The 20,589-nt window shown below is 63.0% G+C and carries 17 protein-coding genes and 1 riboswitch; of the genes, 13 read left to right on the top strand and 4 right to left on the bottom strand.

Translation table 11 applies throughout. The features are described from left to right. Positions 1–70: 70 nt before the first annotated feature. The 8 genes from B5F12_RS03545 (at position 71) to B5F12_RS03580 (ending at position 14,016) form a co-directional block, all read left to right on the top strand. Positions 71–718 (top strand): hypothetical protein, encoded by a 648-nt coding sequence (locus tag B5F12_RS03545; protein ID WP_087230387.1) that lies wholly within the window; start codon positions 71–73, stop codon positions 716–718. Further along, positions 715–8,052, top strand: coding sequence for a S8 family serine peptidase (locus B5F12_RS12255; protein ID WP_087230389.1), 7,338 nt, complete (start codon positions 715–717; stop codon positions 8,050–8,052). Before B5F12_RS03545 ends, B5F12_RS12255 begins: the two co-directional genes overlap by 4 nt. Before the next feature lie 137 nt (positions 8,053–8,189). Then, entirely contained in the window at positions 8,190–8,450 is a 261-nt protein-coding gene (locus B5F12_RS03555; protein WP_087230392.1) for a sortase B protein-sorting domain-containing protein, read from the top strand. 224 nt (positions 8,451–8,674) lie between these two features. Further along, positions 8,675–9,049, top strand: a complete 375-nt coding sequence (locus B5F12_RS03560; protein WP_087230395.1) for a BlaI/MecI/CopY family transcriptional regulator — start codon at positions 8,675–8,677, stop codon at positions 9,047–9,049. A gap of 2 nt (positions 9,050–9,051) precedes the next feature. Further along, complete coding sequence (locus B5F12_RS03565) at positions 9,052–10,521, top strand: M56 family metallopeptidase (protein WP_087230398.1); 1,470 nt, start codon at positions 9,052–9,054, stop codon at positions 10,519–10,521. A 48-nt stretch (positions 10,522–10,569) separates the two neighbouring features. Then, positions 10,570–10,677: riboswitch (TPP riboswitch) on the top strand. A 248-nt stretch (positions 10,678–10,925) separates the two neighbouring features. Then, positions 10,926–11,444: an energy coupling factor transporter S component ThiW gene (thiW, locus tag B5F12_RS03570; protein WP_087230401.1), complete on the top strand. Its 519-nt coding sequence runs from the start codon at positions 10,926–10,928 to the stop codon at positions 11,442–11,444. Positions 11,445–11,578: 134 nt separating this feature from the next. Continuing rightward, positions 11,579–12,250: a response regulator transcription factor gene (locus B5F12_RS03575; RefSeq protein WP_087230404.1), complete on the top strand. Its 672-nt coding sequence runs from the start codon at positions 11,579–11,581 to the stop codon at positions 12,248–12,250. Between the two features lie 2 nt (positions 12,251–12,252). After that, positions 12,253–14,016 (top strand): HAMP domain-containing sensor histidine kinase, encoded by a 1,764-nt coding sequence (locus tag B5F12_RS03580; RefSeq protein ID WP_087230407.1) that lies wholly within the window; start codon positions 12,253–12,255, stop codon positions 14,014–14,016. Positions 14,017–14,204: 188 nt separating this feature from the next. Here B5F12_RS03580 and B5F12_RS03585 read toward each other — a convergent pair whose 3' ends face one another. The 4 genes from B5F12_RS03585 to B5F12_RS03600 all read right to left on the bottom strand — a co-directional run bounded on the left by B5F12_RS03585 (position 14,205) and on the right by B5F12_RS03600 (position 15,965). Next, positions 14,205–14,447: a hypothetical protein gene (locus B5F12_RS03585; RefSeq protein ID WP_087230410.1), complete on the bottom strand. Its 243-nt coding sequence runs from the start codon at positions 14,445–14,447 to the stop codon at positions 14,205–14,207. Positions 14,448–14,451: 4 nt separating this feature from the next. Then, positions 14,452–14,955, bottom strand: coding sequence for a helix-turn-helix transcriptional regulator (locus B5F12_RS03590; RefSeq protein ID WP_087230413.1), 504 nt, complete (start codon positions 14,953–14,955; stop codon positions 14,452–14,454). A gap of 185 nt (positions 14,956–15,140) precedes the next feature. Then, on the bottom strand, positions 15,141–15,545 hold the full coding sequence (locus B5F12_RS03595) for a hypothetical protein (protein WP_087230416.1): 405 nt from the start codon (positions 15,543–15,545) through the stop codon (positions 15,141–15,143). A 15-nt stretch (positions 15,546–15,560) separates the two neighbouring features. Then, entirely contained in the window at positions 15,561–15,965 is a 405-nt protein-coding gene (locus tag B5F12_RS03600; RefSeq protein WP_087230419.1) for a hypothetical protein, read from the bottom strand. Positions 15,966–16,151: 186 nt separating this feature from the next. Here B5F12_RS03600 and B5F12_RS03605 point away from each other — a divergent pair, with 186 nt between their 5' ends. The 5 genes from B5F12_RS03605 (at position 16,152) to B5F12_RS03625 (ending at position 20,415) form a co-directional block, all read left to right on the top strand. Next, on the top strand, positions 16,152–16,805 hold the full coding sequence (locus B5F12_RS03605) for a hypothetical protein (protein ID WP_087230431.1): 654 nt from the start codon (positions 16,152–16,154) through the stop codon (positions 16,803–16,805). A 129-nt stretch (positions 16,806–16,934) separates the two neighbouring features. Beyond that, positions 16,935–18,173: a threonine/serine exporter family protein gene (locus B5F12_RS03610; RefSeq protein WP_158096736.1), complete on the top strand. Its 1,239-nt coding sequence runs from the start codon at positions 16,935–16,937 to the stop codon at positions 18,171–18,173. Next, the gene (locus tag B5F12_RS03615) at positions 18,170–18,859 is read left to right on the top strand and encodes a YjjG family noncanonical pyrimidine nucleotidase (RefSeq protein WP_087230437.1); all 690 of its coding nucleotides are present in this window, start codon (positions 18,170–18,172) and stop codon (positions 18,857–18,859) included. Before B5F12_RS03610 ends, B5F12_RS03615 begins: the two co-directional genes overlap by 4 nt. Before the next feature lie 137 nt (positions 18,860–18,996). Next, positions 18,997–19,908 carry a GDSL-type esterase/lipase family protein gene (locus B5F12_RS03620; protein ID WP_143482318.1) on the top strand — a complete coding sequence of 304 codons (912 nt, stop codon included), beginning with the start codon at positions 18,997–18,999 and terminating at the stop codon, positions 19,906–19,908. Between the two features lie 33 nt (positions 19,909–19,941). Then, positions 19,942–20,415 (top strand): DUF4358 domain-containing protein, encoded by a 474-nt coding sequence (locus B5F12_RS03625; protein ID WP_087230443.1) that lies wholly within the window; start codon positions 19,942–19,944, stop codon positions 20,413–20,415. The last annotated feature ends 174 nt before the right edge of the window (positions 20,416–20,589 follow it).

Below are 20,589 nucleotides of genomic sequence, written 5' to 3' on the forward strand. Positions count from 1 at the left end.
AGAGGATAGACGCCCTGGCCCGGTTTCGTGCAGACCTTGTGATACAAAAATATACATAAGGAGGATACCAATGAAACGCATCAACAAAGCACTCAGCCTGATGCTGACGGCCGCCTTGAGCTGCGCTGTGTTGGCGGGCCAGGCCTCTGCCGCCAGCGGCGACGCGCTGTGGGCCGATGTGGACGAGACGTCCGGCGAAGTCGCCGCCGTGATCGAGACCAACGCTGTGGTCACCGACGGCGTCATCGACGTGACCTTCGACGCAGACAAGCTGACCTATGTGGGCTGTGACTTTGAGGGCGACAACGACCAGTACTCCCAGTACGTGGCCATGTACGCCGTCAATGACACCCAGGCTGACCAGGGCGTGCTCAAGATCTCTTGGGTGGCCCCGGATACTTATCAGGCCCAGGAGGACCTCACCGCCCTGTTCCAGGTGAACTTCCAGGGCACCGACGTGGCCGCGGACGACCTGACTGTCTCCGGCACCGCCAACGACGCCCAGGGTGAGGCCGTGGCCGTGGGCCAGGAGCCCACCGAGCCCGCCCCCAGCGCCAACCCCACCAACACCCCCGAGGGCGGTGACGACGGGGACAACACCGAGCGCCCCGAGACCGGCGACACCGCCAACCTGACCCTGTATGTGGCCCTGGTTGCCGTGTGTGTGGCCGTCCTGGCCGGCTTCGGCATCTACGCTAAGAGGAGGGCTGCAAAATGAAACTGAACCGTTTGTTGGCCCTGGTTCTCTCCGGGAGCCTGGCCCTTTCTGTCACCGTGGGCAATGCCCCCTTCGCCTTTGCCGCCAGCGCGGACTCCAACGAGACTTCCACCTCCCAGACCAACGGTGTGGAAGTGGAGCAGCTGGACGGCTCCGACTACGACCTGGACCTGACCCGGGACGACGCCGTGACCCAGGACAACCTGGACGACACCATCTCTCCTGACGAGGATGTGCGGGTCATCATTGTCATGGACGGCGACTCCGTGGTCTCCGCCAACAGCGCCGCTGTGTACTCCAACGACACCGCAGCCCAGATGGAGGAGATCAAGGCCGCCCAGGACAAGGTCATCTCTGAGATCGAGGAGACCGCCCTGGACGGGGACGACCTCACCGTGTCCTACCAGTACAGCTGGCTGGTCAACGGCGTGGCTGCCACCGTGCCCTATGGCAAGCTGTCCGACATTGAGTCTGTGGACGGCGTGGACAAGGTGGTCATGCAGACCGTGTACGAGCCTTGCTCCACTGACGAGACCACTTCTTCCAACATTGTCTATCCCCGGACCATCTCCGACGGCCAGATGATTGGCCGTGAGGACACCTGGGCCCAGGGCTACAAGGGTGAGGGCATGAAAATTGCCATCATCGACACCGGACTGGACACCGATCACCAGAACTTCGCCGCTCTCCCCGACGAAGTGCTCACGGACACCAGCCTGACCCAGGCCGACATTGACGGCGTGCTCACCAGCCTCAACGCCTATGAGCGCTACAGTGGCCTGACCAGCGCCGATCTGTACTACAACACCAAGGTTGCCTACGGCTTCAACTACGTGGACAACAGCCTGGACATCACCCATGACAACGACACCGAGGGCGACCACGGCACCCACGTGGCCGGCATCGCCGCCGCCAACAAGGTGGACGAGTCCGAAGTGGTGGGTGTGGCCCCCAACGCCCAGCTGATGGTGATGAAGGTGTTCGGCGCCAACGGCGGCGCCTACACCGAGGACTGGGTGGCCGGCATGGAAGACGCCATGATGCTGGGCGCCGATGTGATCAACATGAGCTTGGGCTCTGACTCAGGCTTCACCACCGACGTGGACTGGGTGGATGAGGTGTTTGACCGGGTGGCCGAGACCGGCACTGTGCTGTGCATCTCCGCCGGTAACTCCGACACCATGGGCCAGGGCAACGCCTGGGGCACCAACGCCAACCTCACCTCCAACCCGGACAACGGCGTGCTGGGTACTCCCGGTGCCTACGCCAACGCCATGTCTGTGGCCAGCGTGGAGAACGCCTACTACATGTCCGACTACATCACCGTGGGCGACAACTACAAGATCGCCTATCAGAACGGTGGCAGCGGCGTCAACGCCCCCCTGAACACCCTGGCCGACACCCCCTATGAGGTGGTGGTTGTGCCCGGCACCGGCACCGTGGAGGACTTCGCCTCCGTGGACGTGTCCGGCAAGATCGCTCTGGTGCAGCGCGGCGTCATCGCCTTCACCGAGAAGTGCCAGAACGCCCAGGACGCTGGGGCTGTGGCCTGCCTGGTGTACAACAATGAGAGCGGCACCATCATCATGGACATGACGGACAGCCCCGTCACCATGCCCTGTGCCTCCATCACCATGGCAGACGGCGCCTACATCCTCTCCGCTCTGGAGGAGAACCCCGACCTGACCCTCACCGTGGGCGCGGACCAGACCCTCATCGCCAGCGACACCGCCTACCAGATGAGCGACTTCTCCTCCTGGGGCGTCACCCCCTCCCTGACCCTGGAGCCTGACATCACCACCCCCGGCGGCAACATCTACTCCACCATGGACGACGGCACCTACGGCCTGATGAGCGGCACCTCCATGGCCGCCCCCAACCTGTCCGGTATCTCCGCTCTGGTCAAGGAGTATGTGATGTCTGAGGACGGCCTGGGCAAGGCCGACGGGGCTGACACCAACTCCCTGGTGCGTGCCCTGCTCATGAGCACCTCCAAGCCCCTGGTGTACCAGAATCAGGAGGGCCTGTACTACTCTCCCCGCAGCCAGGGCTCTGGTCTGGCAGACGCCTACGGCGCTGTGACCACCCAGGCCTACCTCACCGTGGACGGCTGCGACGTGCCCAAGGTGGAGCTGTACGACGATCCCGACCAGACCGGCAGCTACAACTACTCCTTCAACGTCACCAACTTCGGGGACGCCACCCTGTTCTATGACCTGAACACCGTGGCCCAGACCGAGGGTGTGAACTCCGACTACGCCGATCAGGGCTATCTGTTCATGTCCCACTCCCCCATGGCTCTGGCCGCCTCCACCGGCGAGTCCACCTCCGCCATGGCCCCCAAGTTTGACGTCACCGACAGCGGCGTGTGCGACTCCCACGACGCCTACTGGATCTACCGCTCCGCTGTGGCGGGTGCCGCCATGGACGAGAACTGGATCGACGTGGAGTTCCGTTACAACACCAACGGCGATGACGTGGTAAACGACGCCGACGTGCAGTCCTACCTCAACGCCCTGGTGGGTCTGGACTCCGACACCGACCTGGCCGCCCAGGTGATGGCCGTGGCCCCCGGCGCCACCGAGACCGTCAACGTCAACGTGACCCTGGCCGACTCCGACCGCACCTACTTCGCCGACAACTACCCCAACGGCGGCTATGTGGAGGGCTTCACCTTCCTCACGGCTCTCAATGCCAATGGCACCGACCTGTCCCTGCCCTACCTGGGCTTCTACGGCGACTGGACCGACGCCCCCATCTTTGACGGCGACAACGACAACGAGGACACCCACGGCTTCTTCTGGGGCGACGAGAACGTGGTGGACTACAGCCAGTACATGAGCGTGCTGTGGACCAACCTGGGCGGCCAGACCTCCAGCTGGGTGCCCGGCCTGAACCCCTACGTCACCGAGGAGTTCGACCTCAGCCACGTCTCCCTGTCTCCCAACGGGGATGGCAACGGGGACTATCTGGACGACATGTACGTCTCTCTGCTGCGCAACGCCGCCACCCTCACCTTCACCTACACCGACACCAACACCGGCGAGGTGTACTTTAGTGAGACCATCGACCATGTGGCCAAGAGCTACTTCGTCCCCGCTTACAACATCTGCGTGCCCTACGTCTACTCCTGGTACGGCACGCCCTACCAGCTCACCGACGCTCAGGGCAACACCCTGCCCAACAACACCAACGTGACCCTCACCATCTCCGCCACCCTGGACTACCCCAACTCCCCCGTGGAGGAGAAGTCCGTGAGCTTCACCGTGGACACCACCGCCCCTGAACTGCTGGGCACCGAGCTGACCCAGGAGGACGGCAAGAGCCTGCTGACCCTGACCTTCTCCGACAACCTGTCTGTGGCCGGCATCAACTTCTGCAACAGCAACGTGACCAACATCTACGCCCAGTACGCCGCCGATGACGCCCAGGCCACCGTGGACGAAAACGGCAACCGGGTGTGGAAGCAGACCTACGATGTCACCGGCATGGGCGACCACTTCACCCTGGTGCTGGGCGACTACGCCTTGAACGAGTCCTACTACTCCATCAAGGTGCCCGGCAACGACATTGCCCTGGACGACACCCTGCTGTATGGCTACCGGGTGGCGGACAACGAAATCAGCGACGACTCCCTGTACGGCTGGATTGGCATGGACCTGAGCGGCGAGACCGTGACCGCCACCGCCTGCTCCAGCGAGTACTACATGGACTACGCCCTCACCGCCGCTGAGCAGGTGGGCGGCTACATCCTGGCCGTGGACGCCAACAACAAGCTGGTGGTCATCCAGCCCGGCTACTGGGATGAGCGCACCGAGATCACCGATCTCAGCGTGGGCATCCGGGACCTGGCCTATGACGCCTCTACCCAGACCCTGTACGGCCTGACCAGCGACACCCGTCCCCAGCTGGTGACCATCGACATGATTTCCGGCCAGCTGGAGTACGTCAACGCCGACAACAACCTGGCCTCTGCCACCGCCATCACCTGTGACGACCAGGGCACCCTGTACGGCATCTATGGCCCCAGCTACGGCAGCCAGCCCGCCGAGCTGCGCACCATTGACACCGCCTCCGGCGTGTGGGGCGAGACCCTCATGGGCGGCGAGGGCAGCGACATGCCCGGCTCCTACTACGGTCAGTCCATGACCTGGAAGGACGGCACCATCTACTGGGCCCAGTACAACATGCCCAACTTCGGCTCCTATGGCCAGCTGTACGCTCTGAGCCAGGATGAGTCCGGCACCTGGACCATGGACAACTGCGGCGCCATGGCCGGCAACGCCGAGGTGGTTGGCCTGCTGTTTTTGGACACCAACCAGCTGGAGTGGCCCGACACCGACCTCCAGGCCCTGAAGGTGTCCCCCAATGAGGTGGCTTTGCTGGAGGGCAACTCCGTCACCCTGGCTGTCACCCCCGACCCCTGGTACTGCGACACCCAGCTGACCTGGTCCACCAGCGATGCCAATGTGGCCGTGGTCAATGAGGGCACTGTCACCGCCACCGGCGTGGGCACTGCCACCATCACCGTCACCGACACCCTCACCGGTGTCACCGGCACCGCTACCATCAACGTGGTGGCCCCCGACAGCCAGATCAACGGCTTTGTCATCGCCAGCATGGGCGACGACGGTCTGGCCTCCCAGTGGACCACCTTCAACGCCAGCAACCCCGCTGACTACCAGACCCTCAACGAGACCCAGGCTCTGGACTACATGTGCGCCGAGTACGTCGGCGGCACCCTCTACGCCTACGACGAGCAGGGCAACTTCTACACCGTGGACCCCACCGACTACAGCTACCAGAAGGTTGCCTCCAAGACCACCTCTTACTCCATGAAGGACCTGTCCTATGACTACTCCACCGGCTACCTGTACGGCCTGGCTCAGGACGCCAACTCCGGCGCCACCGACCTGGTGACCGTGGACACCATGGACGGCCAGGTCACCAAGGTGGGCACCCTGGTGGACTCCTACAACGAGCCCGCCTGCGCCTTCGCCGTGGACAACGACGGCCTGGTGTACTTCGTCACCCAGGGCTACGGCTTCCTGTGCACCTATGACGTGGACACCCAGACCACCGAGAACCTGGGCCTGACCGGCTGCTACCCCGCCGCTTACAACCAGTCCATGGCCTTTGACCATGACACTGGCGAGCTGTACTGGTCCGCTATGACCGCCACCCAGTTCGACCTGATGTACATCGACCTGAACACCGCCGCCGCCCTGGACCTGGGCGCTGTGGACGCGGGCAGCCAGATCGTGGGCCTGCACATTGTGCCTGAGAACGCCCCCCAGACCCCCGAGGTGCCTGTGACCAGCGTCACCACCACCAGTGACAGCATCAACATCCTGGAAGGTGCCTCCAACGCCATGCCCGTGAAGGTGGAGCCCTCCAACGCCACCAACCGGAACGTCCAGTGGACCGTGGCCGATGAGACCGTGGCCACCATTGAAAACGGCATGGTCACCGGCCTGAAGCAAGGCACCACCACCGCCACCGGCACCCTGGGTGAGTTCACCGTAGAGGTGACCATCAACGTGCTGGTCAGCTCCGGCGAGATGCGCGGCTTCGTGCTCCAGGACCTGGCCACCATGGCCATGGGCTTCTGGCTGAGCGAGATGGACTATGACCTGCACAACCCCGGCGACGCTGACGCCCTGTATGCCTCTGACTACGACGTGTACGCCGCCACCTACTACAACGGCAAGGTGTACGCCTACGGCGAGAACCCCCAGGCAGAGGACTACCAGACCGACGGCATGCACTTCTTCGTCATCGACGCCGAGACCGGCAAGATGGAGATGGATGTCACCGGATACGACTACTTCACCAACCTGTGTGACATGACCTTCGACTACACCGACGGCGCTTTGTACGTGGTGGGCAACGCCAAGAACTCCACCGGCAACTCCACCCTGTACACCATGGACACCACCACCGGCCAGCTGTATGCTGTGGCCGCTCTGGACCGCTACGTGGTAGGCCTGGCTGCCGACGAGAACGGCACCCTCTACGCCGTGGACTTTGACGGCAACCTGTGCACCATGGACAAGCGCACCGGCGAGATCACCGTCATCGGTGACACCGGTGTGGACCCCTGCGGCTACCAGTCCCTGGCCTTCGACTTCGACACCGACTGCCTGTACTGGGCCTACTCCAACGTGTACTCTGACCCGTGGGCTGGCATCCAGAACCGGGATACCGCTGTGTATGTGGTGGACACCACCGACGCCTCTGTGGTGAAGGTGGGCGACACCGGATGCATGCTCTCCGGCCTGTACTTCCCCACGGACAACGAGCCCCAGGTGCCCGACACCGTGAAGGCCGACAGTCTGGTGGTCAATCCCACCTCCCTGCTGCTGAACAAGGGTGAGACCGCCCAGCTCTCCGCTCTGGTGCTGCCTGTGAGCGTCAGCCAGCTGGAGGGTGTGAGCGAGGTCACCTTCACCTCCGACAACGAGGCTGTGGCCACCGTGGACCGTGAGGGCAACATCACCGCCGTAGGCCTGGGCGTGGCTCAGATCACCGTCTCCGCCGGTGACCTGTCCGTCACCTGCTCCGTGTCCGTGGTGGACGACACCGTCCAGATGTACGCCTTCAACCAGTCCGGTTGGGAGACCACCAAGCTGCTGGACCCCTCCGAGACCCTGGAGGAGGCCGTGTCCGACACTCTGGGCTTCACCATCGCCCAGGCGGTGTACAACTCCGACGACGGCTATGTGTACGCTCTGGATGAGAACAATACCCTGTACAAGCTGGCCCTGGACCTGAGCTGGTCTGAGACCCTGGGCACCGTGGACACCCAGGATGCCGACATCCTGGATCTGGCCTACAACAGCTACAACGACACCCTGTATGTGCTCACCACCTCTGTGAATGCAGAGACCATGGAGACCACCTACACCGTCCAGGAGCTGAGCACCGAAGATGCCACCCTGGGCCAGGCCTACCCCGTGTCCCGGGACATCGACACGCCCGTGAGCATCGCCTTCAACAGTGCTGACACCTTCTACGTGTACGAAGCCTTCATGGACTACATCTACCTGTCCACCCTGGACGGCACCACCGTCACCAGCGTGCTCTGGGCCCAGCAGTCCATGAGCGCCGATGCGGACACCTTCTCCATGGTGTACAGCCAGACCTATCAGCGCTTGTTTATCATGACCGTGGACACCTACTACGGCACCGGTGAGCAGACCCTGTACATGGTCGATCCCCTGTCCGGCACCATCACCCACCTGGGCGACGGCGCTTGGACCAAGGACGTGGTGGACCTGCTGCTGGTGGAGGGCGCAGCCCCCTCCCCCGCTCCCACCGCCGAAGTGAAGTAATTCACCTCAACTATGGCCCGGACGGATGTTCCGTCCGGGCCATGTCTTTTTTTGTGAAAAAAACTTCCAGCGCTCCCTTTCTCTGTCTCATTCTTCCACAATACGGGAATCCCAGGATTTTTCTTTTCCATGTTAAAGTGATAGAAATTCCCCAAAATCTTCCCCCGGCCCCCAGTGCCGCTCCCACCGACGCCCCCGAGACCCAGCCCACCGCTGTCCCGGAGGCCAAGCCCACCAAGGAGCCGGTGACGCCCCCTGAGACCGGGGACCAGGCCCAGCTGGGCCTGTATCTGGCCCTGGCCGCCGCGGCCGCCGGGGACGCTCCGCTTGGCCAGGGTAGGCCCGGCTGTGGAACCCACCTGGCGATCGGGCCAGCTGCCCCGTGTGGCCTGGTGTAGTGGCAGAACTAGGCGCCACAGCAAGGGTAACGGGCCGAACACCAGCTTGACGCAGGTCCAGCCTCGTACCCCAAGGGAGGTCCTTAGGGGGGAACGCCCTAAGTGGCTTTTCGTCCATTTTGGCCACTCAAAATGGACCCCCAGCGGGTAGCGTTTTCCTTGACAATTTCATTCTACAGTTGTAGAATACAGTTAGATACTACAAGTGTAGAAGGAGGGATATTATGAGCCACACCATCCGCCGCTTACCCGACACGGAGTTGGAGGTGATGCAGGCCCTGTGGGCCAGCGACACCCCCGTCCCCCGTGCCCAACTGGAAGAGCGTTTGGCCCAGACCCACCCCATGGCCACCACCACCCTTCTGACCCTGCTGTCCCGGCTGAGTGAAAAGGGCTTTGTCCGGGTGGACAAAGAGGGGCGCAAGAGCCTCTACGCCCCCCTGGTCACCCGGGAGGACTATCTGGCCGCCCAGAGCCGCAGCTTCATCCAGAAGCTGTGTGGGGGCAGCCTGTCCACCTTTGCCTCGGCGTTGTGTGACAGCGGACTGAGTAAGGAGGAACTGGAAGAGCTTCGGGAGCTTCTGAAAGAAGGTGACTGAGTATGTTCCGCATCCTCATTTTCCTGGTCCTGTCCCTGCTCATGGCAGGAACCGCCTACTCTCGCTACGATGCCCTGATGGGCAACGATGGCATCCCCGACCTGGGTAACCACCCCTCTTACCTGCCCTACTACCCCGCTATGCTGCTGCTGGTGATGGTCACGCTATGCCCAGTGCTTCTCACCCCTTTCATCGGCTTTGCCCGGGCAGCGGACATTACCTTTTCCTCCTATGGTGGGTTGTTTCTCCACGTCAGCCTGTATTATCTGGTGCTCCTGGCCCTGATGCCCCACCTCCGTGACCGCATCAGCGCCCGGACCTGCGCCATGCTGTGGGTCATCCCCAACGTGCTCTACCTCACCACCTACTCCACCCTTACCCCGCCCCGGCCCTGGCTCATCATCCCCCTGCCGGGACACGGGTGGACCCTGCTGTTGTGGGTATGGCTGGTGGGCCTGGTGGGGGTGCTGGCCTTTCACATCGTCCAGCACCTGCGCTTCCGCCGCCAGATTCTTTCCCCCGCCGTCCCCGCCACTGACCCCCTGACCCGGTATATCTGGGAGGAGGCCCTGAAGGAGGCGGGCTTCCGCAACCCCAAATACCAGCTGGTGATCTCCCCGGAGGTGAAGACCCCCCTGTCCATCGGCCTTCTGCCCCGCTGCACCCGGGTGGTGCTGCCCACCCGCTCCTACACCCGGGAGGAGCTGTACTGGGTCATTCGCCACGAGGTCATTCACCTGGCCCGTCAGGACAGCTGGAGCAAGTTTTTTCTCCTGTTCTGCACCGCCATCTGCTGGTTCAACCCCCTGATGTGGGTGGCCATGAAACGCTGCGCCCAGGACCTGGAGCTGAGCTGTGACGAGACCGTGCTCCTCTTCGCCCACCAGTCCCAGCGCAAGGAGTACGCCGCCCTGCTGCTGAACACCGCCGGGGATGCCCGGGGCTTCACCACCTGCCTGTCCGCCTCCGCCGCCACCCTGCGCCGCCGCCTGGAGCAGGTACTGGCCCCCGCCGCCCGCTCCAGCGGGGCCGTTGTGGTGGGGGTGCTCTTCTTCCTGGCGGCCATCACCTGCGGCAGCGTCACCCTGTCCTATGATACCGCCCCGGCCGCTCAGGTGCTCTACTCCGCCGGGGACACCGCCCAGTACCAGGCGGACGGCATCCACCTGAGCCCGCCCCATGCCCAGGCGGAGAACACCCCATATACCCTCACCGCCCCCCAGGCCTTCCACGACTACCTGTCCGGGCTGTCCCTGTCCCGGCTGATGGGGACCTACACCCTGCCAGAGACGGACTGCTCCTTCTTTCTGGAAGGCCCGGACAACTCCAAACTCATCGTCATCTCCCACCAGGTCATGGAGGTGACCGAGCTGGGCCATGATAGCTACCCTACCTACTACCATATTTCTCAGGAGGTAGACTGGGACTACCTCCTGAGCCTGATGGAGGCCTCCCCGCACTCATGGACTTGAAAAAAACCATTGCACTTTGGAGACATTTGGTGTATTATCACAGATGCAATCAAAACACAGGGGAGCTTGTGAGGCAAGCTGAGAGGAAGCCGTATCGCTTCGACCCTTGAACCTGATGCGGATCATGCCGCCGTAGGGAGTCATATGGAACCATTGTGACCAGGAGACATCCCCACAGGTGTCTCCTGGTTTTGTACACCTGGACAAAAGGGGGGAAAATGGGCATCCACGGTGAGTCCGTGGCGGGCTGAGGGGGAGCGCCCTGGGCCTGTATGACAGCGATGGGAAGCCGTGTTCCGGCGTGAGAGGAGACCAGCAAGTCTCGACCGACCATTTTACGTTCTTACGGAGGGCGTCGCTGTCTCATGCCGTTTCTCCCGGAACTGTTACGAGGTGTAACCAAGATGAAAAATACCAAAGTTCTCAAGCTGACCCTGGCGGGCATCCTGTGCGCGGTGGCCGTGGTGGGCAGCATCTTCTCCTTCCCCGTCTTCGGCAGCAAATGCGCCCCGGTGCAGCACATGGTCAACATCCTCTGCGCCGTGCTCCTGGGCCCCTGGTACGGGGTGGGCGTGGCCTTTGCCGCCTCTCTGCTGCGCAACCTGCTGAGCCTGGGCACCCTGCTGGCCTTCCCGGGCAGCATGTGCGGAGCGCTGCTGTGCGGGGTGGTGTACTGGAAGACCCGCCGTCTGCTCCCCACCCTGGTGGCGGAGGTGTTCGGCACCGCCATTCTCGGCGGCCTGTGCGCCTATCCCATGGCCATCCTCTTTATGGGGGCCAACGCCGCCCAGGTGGCCTTTTACGCCTACATCATCCCCTTCCTGGTGTCCACCGCCGGGGGCGCCATCCTGTCCGGGGTGATTCTCTTCTCCCTGGACAAGGCCGGGGCCCTGAAGGGCATGCAGCATAAGATTTCCGCCTGACTCCATGGTTGGAGGGCTTGCCGCTGATTGTGGCAGGCCCTCCCTTTTTGGTATCCGGGCGGAACATTTTCTGCTACAATGACACAGAGAATACACATCCCCCGGGTATCCTGAGGGGGAAAGGAGGCGGGAGCATGGAGACCCGTATTTTGATTGCCGAGGACGACCCCCGTCTGCGGGAGGTCCTGTGCGACTACTTTGCCAGCAAGGGCGTCCGCCCCATCCAGGCGGAACACGGGGCGCAGGCCCTGGAATGGGCGGAAAGCCAGGAATTTGACGCGGTTTTGCTGGACATTATGATGCCCAAGCTGGACGGGCGCAGCGTGTGCCGGGCCCTGCGGCGCACCCAGGACGTGCCCATCCTCTTCCTCACCGCCCTGTCCGACGAGGAGGACACCCTGCTGGGCTACGAGCTGGGGGCGGACGACTACATCACCAAGCCCTTCCATCTCTCGGTGGTGTACGCCAAGACCATGGCCCTCATCCGCCGCAGCCGGGGCAGTGTGCGAGCTGGGGACCGGATGGAGCTGGACGGGCTGGCCCTGTCCCTGTCCGCCCAGAAGGTGTACCTGGAGGGGCGGGACATCCCCCTCACCCCCAAGGAGTACGCCCTGCTCCACTGCCTGATGTCCCACCGGGGCCAGGTTTTGAGCCGGGAGCAGCTGCTGCGCCACGGCTGGGGCTACGACTATCAGGGGGACGACCGGGCGGTGGACACCCACATCCGCCGCCTGCGGGAGAAATTGGGCCCCTGGGCCGGGCACATCCGCACCGTCATCAAGGCGGGCTACCGATTGGAGGGGTGAACATGGCAGACACCAAAAAACGCCGTCCCCGTGCCCGGCCCACCCTCACCGGGCTTCTGTGCCTGGTGGTGCTGGTGCCCTGGCTTCTCTGCATGGGGCTGCTCACCGCAGCCGTGGCCCAGGGGGAGGGCAACGCCCTGGCCATCCGGTACAGTGACCAGGCCCGGCAGCAGGTCATCCAGTCCTCCCTGCCCTGGGGCCAGGTGGATGGGTGGGGGTGGAGCGCCCGCTACTTCCTGGGGGCCTCCGGCCTCTTCGATGCCATGGGCAACCCCCTGGGGGGCAGCTGGCAGGACTTCCTCGCCCTGGAGTATCTCACCCAGGAGGAATATGAGGCGGAGGTGGAAACCTCGGGCCGCTATGCCCGGGCCATTCTGGACCGGGCCTGTCTCACCGAGGAGGCACGGAATGACATGGAGACAGGCTATTTCGACTTGCACCCCCAGCCCCTGCGCCTGGAGGGGGTCTTGGAGGATGCCATCTTCACCCCCCGCACCATTTCCTTCTGGTCCACAAGGTCTCAGAACCCCACCTGGGTCCAAATCTACGACGATCCCACAGCCATCCACCCACAGGCGCAGACCGTCACCCTCTACGCCACCCGGTATCACGCCTGTTGCCCCCCGGAAACCTCCCCCCTCACCTACCGGGGAACCCGGTATGACAGCCTGTCCCAGCTGGTGGAGACCCTGGGGCCCGACCTGCTGAACGCTGAGGTCCCGGTGCAGCTGTGGAGCTGGCCCAACCTGCTGGTGGGCACCGCAGTCTCCACGGACCAGGGCATTCTGGTGTGCGGGGTGTGGGCGGACCTGTGGCCCCTGGTCTGGGAGCGCCTGTGGTGGGTATACCTGCTCACCCTGGGCCTGTGCGTGCTGCTCCTTGGGGGTCTTCGGCGGGTGCTGGTCCGTGAGCTTTTGGCCCCCATCCAGCAGCTGTCCCAGGCCCTGGACACCCGGCAGAAGTGGCTGCTGCTGCGCCCCAGCCAGGTGTGCCGCTGGGAAGAAGGCCACAAACTCCAAGAACAGTTCCAGGCCCACGGGGCGGAATATCGGGAGCAGAAGGACGAGATTCAGCGGCTCAACCAGGCCCTCACCTATGCCCAGGCCGCCGAGGAGCACCGCCGCACCTTCACCAGCCACTTGGCCCACGAGCTGAAAACCCCCTTGGCGGTGATTCACAGCTACGCCCAGGGGCTGCAAGAGCACATCGCCGAGGACAAGCGGGAGAAGTACCTGGCCACCATTTGCAGCGAGGCGGAGCGGATGAACGGCATGGTTCTGGAGCTTCTGGACCTGTCCCGGCTGGAGGCGGGGCGGGTAAAGCTGTGCCGGGAAAATTTCTCCCTGTCCGATCTCACCCGCTCCACCCTGGAAAAGCTGGCCCCCACCTTGGAGGCCAAGGGGCTGCGGCTGTCCACCGCTCTGGAGGACCCCGCCCCCGTCCTGGCCGACCGGGGCCGGATGGCACAGGTGGTGGAGAACCTGCTCACCAACGCCGTCAAATATACCCCCGCCGGGGGTGAAGTGGGGGTGGAGGTGGCTCAGACGGACCGCCACACCACCCTGCGGGTGTCCAATGACTGCCCGCCCATCCCCCAGGAGGAGCTGGACCAGCTCTTTGAGCCCTTCTACCGCCGGGAGGACGCCGCCCCCGGGGAGGGCACCGGGCTGGGGTTGGCCATTGTGCGGCACATTGTGCAGCTCCACGGGGGCAGCTGCCAGGCCAGCGCCACCCCCGGCGGGGTGGTCTTCACCGTGACGTTGTGAAACGTGTTGCCGCCGTCAGCCTGGCTGTCGGCAGACCGTTGTAGGGGAGGGGCTTGCCCCTCCCGAGTCCCCAGGGCAATGCCAGAAAACCAGCGGGCCGGGCAAGCCCGGCCCCTACGCCCGTTGATAAAAACCACTCTATCTGCACTAAAAGGAGGACTCCGGCCAGTGGGCCGGAGTCCTCCTCGTTACAGCGTAATTTTCACCTGTTCGCCCTCATGGCCCTCCACCTCCACCAGGGTCCACTTGGGGTAGTGGCGGCGGAACCGCCGCCACGCCTTCATCAGCCCCGCCATCTGTTTTTGCGTGATGGGAACCCCCTTTTTCCGCAGGGCTGCACAGGCCACCCGGGCCGTCAGTCCATTCACCATCAGACCCGTGGGAAAGGGGATGTTCAGGTTGTGCTCCCCGTCTCTGACTATAATGCGCATACGCTCACTCCACGAAGATGCGCACGGTGTCCCCCTCGGCGGACTCCACTTCCACCAGGTTGCCCACCGAGCCGCACCGCACCAGATCCAGAATCTTGCCCAGGTCAATGCCCTTCAACGCGTCGGTTCCGGTAAACTGGGTCACATCCATCCCCATATCCATGGCCGCCTCCACCAGGCCCAGGGGCAGATTCACCCGCACCTTGTCCCCTTCGGCAGAGTCCACCACAATGCGCAGCACCATGTCCTTCAAGTCCTTGCGCTGCTCGGCGGGCAGCACCCGCACGGCAGGTACTTCCGGCTCGGCCTTGCCGGACAGCAGCTCATCCACGCTCACCCCCAGGATTTTTGCCAGCTGGGGCAGCAGGGTGATGTCCGGGCAAGTCTGGTCGTTCTCCCACTTGCTCACCGCCTGAGGGGTCACCCCCAGCTGCTGCGCCAGTTCGTCCTGTTTCAGCCCCTTGTCCCGGCGCAGGGCGGCAATTCTCTTTCCCAACGTGGTCTCCATAACCATCTCTCCTTTTTCGTTTCTACCCTTACCTTACCCTCTGGCCCCGGAAAACGGAAGGGCTCATCCGTTGAGTGGCCCCCAATCCGCTCAACCAAACGGGGATTATCCCCTCAACCAGCGGTTGATTGGGTGAACATCGGCGTAAAAACGGGCTGCGGACCAAATTCCCGCAGCCCGTTTGCTCACTTCACTTTTTTCAGTGCTGCCAGCACCTTGTCCTGGCAGGGCATCCGCTCTCGGCGGGGAAAGGTGTGCTCAAACCAGCCCCGCAGCTCCTTGGCCTGGTCCACAGGTAGGGCGGACAGGTAGGGGATGGTGGCCCCCTGGGCCGCCATCAGGGTGTAGTACACCACCGGGTCGTCCTTGTGCTCCAGGGGCTGGCGGAGGATATACTCCACCGCCTGGGGCCGCCGGGTGGGGTCCAAGTCTGCCAAGGCCTCCTCCACGTCTCGCACCAGCTTCTCATGGCAGGGGTTGTCCGCCGGACCGCCCCCCAGGCCAAAGGCCCCGTCCCACAGCTTCCGGTTACGGTTCAACTGGGCCACCAAGTCCAGATAGGCTCCATACAGCTGTTCCAGTTCTTCCATGTCCGTCACCTGCCGTTATCGCATCTTCTTCAGCAGCGCCACCAGCCGCCGCTGCACCGGGGTCTGCTCCCGGCGGGGGTAGGAGCGCTCATACCACCACTGTAGGTCCCGGGCCTCCTCCGCCGTCAGGTCCTTCAGGTAGGGCATCACCACCCCGTGCACCGCCACAAACATCCAGTACACCGTGGGGTTGCGCTTGTGCTCCAGGGGCTGGTGGAAGATGTACTCCACCGCCTCCCGCCGCTCGGTCTCCGGCACCTGGGCCAGGGCCGCCTCCACCTGCTGGACAAACTGCTGGTGGAAGGAGTTGGGGGCAGGGCCGCCGATGAGGCCATAGGCCCCCTGGAACGGCCGCTTCTGGTTCTGGGGCAGGGCCGCCTGCTCCAAATATTCCCGGTACAGTCTGAGTAATTCTTCCATGTCGTTCTCCCGCCAACTCCCTGGCCATAGGGTATTTTCTTCCATTGTAGCCGCTGGCCTCCCCCCTGTCAACGGTGGAATGTTTCCAAGGCGTAAACAAATTGTAACCATTCTTAACCCCTCTGTTGTTGTACCGGGGCTTTTGCGTCGATATAATAATGATATCTGAACCAAGGAGGTAATTGTATGCGTCGGACCCTGCTGTGTACCCTGTGCATGCTCATGTGCATGGCGCTGTCCGCCTGCACTGCCGCCCCTGCTGCTTCCCCGGACCCGGCCTCCATCGGCTCCTCCAGCCAGTCTCTCACGGGCACCTGTACCCCCGACCCCGACGAGACCGACACGTTGCCCGACGTGTCCCGGGATATCCCCGCCTATCAGCCCGATGTGGAGACCCCCCTGTCCTATGAGTACGACGGCGCCGTCCTCACCGCCAACGGGCTGCGCCATTACAGCCTCCAGGGCTACTCCATCGTCTATGACCCCAACCTCTTCACCCGCCAGGGCTGGGAAAACGGGGACGCCTATCTGATCAGCGAGGGCAACTATCTGTCGGTGAACCGTCTCAACGGCATGGACGCCGTCACCCTCCGCCAGGGCCTGATCCTCCAGGAGGAGATTCCCGACCTGGGCCAGCAAGTCCAGGTGGGCAGCGGAACCTACACCGCCCACACCCTGGTGGTCAGTCCCCAGGACGGCATCTACCGCCAGTTCTGGATTCTGGAACTGGGGCCCAACTCCTCGTTGTTGGTGGAGCAGTCCTACGTCATGGAGGACCCCAACGCTACTCAGTACCAAGCCATTCAGAAGGCCATGCTGGATACTTTGACACTGGAGTAATCTCACCAAATCCCGGCGGCTGCACGGACGTTGCAGCCGCCGGATTTTTCACGGTAAAATCCCTTGCAATTGACACATCCTATGGTATACTCATGCAGGCACTTATGTTTCCAGAAAGGAGTCTGGAGAATGAATTACGAATTACTGTTGGAAGGCTGGTGTGAACTGGGCCTGGGACTGCTCCACTCGGGGGCGGAAATCTACCGGGTGGAGGACACCCTCCACCGCCTGGCCCGGGCCTACCACCTCACCTGTGAGGTGTTCGCCATTCCCAACTGTCTCATGGTCTCGGTCACCGACCCGGAGGGCCGGGTCCACACCCGAATGCGTCAGGCCACGGTGTCGGGCACCGACATCGAGGGCATTGAGCGCTACAACGCCCTGTCCCGCCGCCTGTGCGCCAACCCGCCCCAGGACCCCCAGGACTTCCTGCTGGCGGTGCGACAGACCGCTGCCTCCATCCGCCGCTACCCCGCCCACTACCAGCTGGTGGGCTATTTTGTGGGCTCTCTGTTCTTCTCCCTGTTCTTCTCGGGAGGCTGGCTGGAGTCCCTGGTGGCCGCCCTGTCCGGCCTGCTGTGCGGCATGTGCATGCTGGCCCTCAACCGCACCCGCTCCAACTTCTTCATCAACACCATGGCCAGCGGCTTTGTGCTGGCGCTGGTGGTGTATGTGGCCCTGGGGCTGGGGCTGCCCATCAACCCCGGCACCGCCGTAGTCGGCTCCATCATGGTGTTGGTGCCCGGCCTGGTGTTCACCAACTTCATGAGCAACCTGCTCACCGGGGACATTGTCTCCGGCCTGTCCACCTTCACCCGGGCGGTGCTCACCGCCGGGGCCATCGCCCTGGGCACCGGCGCCGCCATGGCCCTGTGTCAGAACCTCTTCCCCAACTCCAACCCCCTCACCGCTGTGGCGGTCTACTCCCCCCTGGGGTATTGCTTCTTCGCCTTTATGGGGTGTCTGGGCTTCTGCCTACTCTACAACGTCCGGGGCATAGGCTCCTTTTTGTGCTGCCTGGGCGGCGCTTTGGGCTGGGCGGTGTACCTGCCGGTGATGTGGCTGACGGACAACAACGTGTTTATCTCCAACCTGGCCGCCTCGGTGGGGGTGGCCATCTACGCCGAGATCATGGCCCGGCTGCGCAAATGCCCCACCATCTCCTACCTGGTGGTGTCCTACTTTCCCCTGGTCCCCGGCTTCACCGTGTATCAGGCGGTGGACTACGGCATCCGGGGAGAGTCCCAGCTGTTTCTGGAGACCATGATTCGCACCTTCGGCATCTCCGGCTGCATCGCCCTGGGCACCCTGCTGGTGTCCACCGCCGTGCGCATGTACTGTACCCGAAAGGAGAAACCCCATCTATGAGCCGCTACCAAACCGTCCTGTTGGACGCCGATATGACCCTGATGGACTTCCACCGCTCGGAGCGGGAGGCCCTGCGGGAGGTCTTCACCCGCCGGGGCTACGACTTCGGAGCCGAGGAGGAGGCCCTGTACCAGAAGATCAACAACGCCCTGTGGGACGCCTTCGCCCGGGGCGAGATCGACCAGGACTTCCTGGGTGTGGAGCGGTTTGCCGCCTTCATGCGGGTGCGGGGCGGAACCCACGACCCCCGGGCCTGGAACTGGGAGTTTGTCAACACCGTGGGCAAGGGGGCCTATCTGCTCCCCGGAGCCTGGGAGTTCTGCGAGAAGCTCCACGCCATGGGCCTCACTCTGGCCATCGCCACCAACGGCATGCCGGCGGCCCAGCGGGGCCGCTATGAGGGCACCCACCTCAATACCCTCATCCCCAACCTGTTCATCTCCATGGAGCTGGGGGTGCAAAAGCCCATGCCCGGCTTCTTCGACAAGGTGTGCGACGCCCTGTCCATCACCGACCGCTCCACCGTAGTCATGGTAGGGGACGGGCTGGGCAGCGACATTTTAGGGGGCAATCGCTCCGGTATCGACACCATCTGGTATAACCCCCAGAACCAGCCCCTCACCGGACCCGCTCGCCCCACCTACACCGCCGCCTCCTACGACGATATCATCCATATTTTGGAATGACCGAACCCCACATCTTTGACATATTTTTGCCAAACTTAAAACTCTCATAATACTTTGTTACCGCTTTGTAGTTGACCCCCCTGTGCCCCCGTGATATCATGAGTTAAGCTTAGCGGAAAACAAGGAGATCTCGGATGATGAGAAAGAAAAACCGTGGATTTTATTATATATTGGCAGCCGTCTGTCTGATCTCTCTGCTGTCCGGCTGCGGCCGTTCCACTGCAGAGCATACGGAAGCCCCCACCGCCAGCACGGCGGTCCAAACCCAGCGCCCGGCGGCCATCACCGCCGCCCCCACCCCGGTGCCTACCCCTACGCCCGTGCCCACCCAGGCGCCCTCTGCCGCGCCTACCCCGGCACCCACACCCAAGCCCAACCACAACTCCTACAATGGCACCTACACCTTGGGCACCTTCGTGCCGGAAAGCGCCCCAGTGGATGACAGCTGGTTTTCCACCGCCGCCTTCCTGGGTGACTCCCGCACCGAGGGCCTCCAGGCCTACAGCGGCCTGAAATACGGCGATTTCTTCTACTCCCGGGGCATGAACGTGTTCCGGGTGGACGACGAGGACTACAAAGTGGTGACCATTGACGGCCAAAAATACACCATTTTGGAGGCTCTGGCCCGACAGCAGTACCAGAGCGTGTACATCATGATGGGCATCAACGAGCTGGGCTATCCTGCGGCCAGCTTCCGCTCGGGGCTGTCCAAGCTGTTGCAGCGGGTCAATGAGATTCAGCCCAATGCCGTCATCTACCTCCAGACCCTGCCGCCGGTGAATGAAGAGGTGGCCCAGAAAAACAAGCTGGACCCCTCTCTGAACAACACCAACGCGGCAACCTTTAACCAGATCATCAAAGAGCTGGCGGCCCAGTACAAAGTGGCGCTCATCGACACCGCCTCCGTGTACCGGGACCAAAACGGCTCCCTGCCCGCAGACCTGGCCTCCGACGGCGTTCACTTTGTCCCCAGCGCCTACCGCCGCTGGGTGGACTACATGGCCAGCCACACCTTGAGCTTCCAGAGCTTTGACGCCAGCCGGAAGTAACCCCCAAAAACGATCAGAGGAAGTGCATCCATTATGAGAAAGAAATTGGCCGTATTGTTCGCCGCCCTGCTGGCGGTCAGCCTGGTGGGTTGCTCCAACAGCGCCCCCAAAACCTCCTCCGGTTACACCGTGGACGACGCCCAGGTGCTGCTGGACGCCGGGGTGTTTGACGGTGAGATGGGCCAGATCGACCTGGACACCGTGGCCATGCTCTACGACATTGACCGGGACACCATTCAGGACGGCGTGAGCTACCTGGCCTCCAACACCTCGGTGAGCGCCGACGAGCTGACCATCCTGGTCCTCACCGACGAAGAGGCCGCCAAGACCGCCGAGACCGCCTGTGAGAAGCGGCTGGACAACCAGCTGAAAACCGCCAAGAATTACACCCCCGCCGCTGTGCCCCGCCTGGAGGGCGGTGTGATTCGCCGCCAGGGCAACACGGTGCTGCTGGCCGTGGGCGATCCCTCCAAGCTGCCCGGCGTGGTGGACCAGCTGGGGAACTGAGAACAGACAAAAAGGATGCTCGTTTTAGCGAGCATCCTTTTTGTCATGTTCAAGTGAATAACGAAGAATGAATCGTGAAGAAGTATGGTGTGCCTGCGGCACGGATTTCAATTTGGGGCGGAGACTTGAGGGCCTGCATTCTTCATTCTTCATTTTTCATTTATCATTCTTCAT

The organism is Pseudoflavonifractor sp. An176 (assembly GCF_002160435.1).
Taxonomy (GTDB): domain Bacteria; phylum Bacillota; class Clostridia; order Oscillospirales; family Oscillospiraceae; genus Enterenecus; species Enterenecus faecium.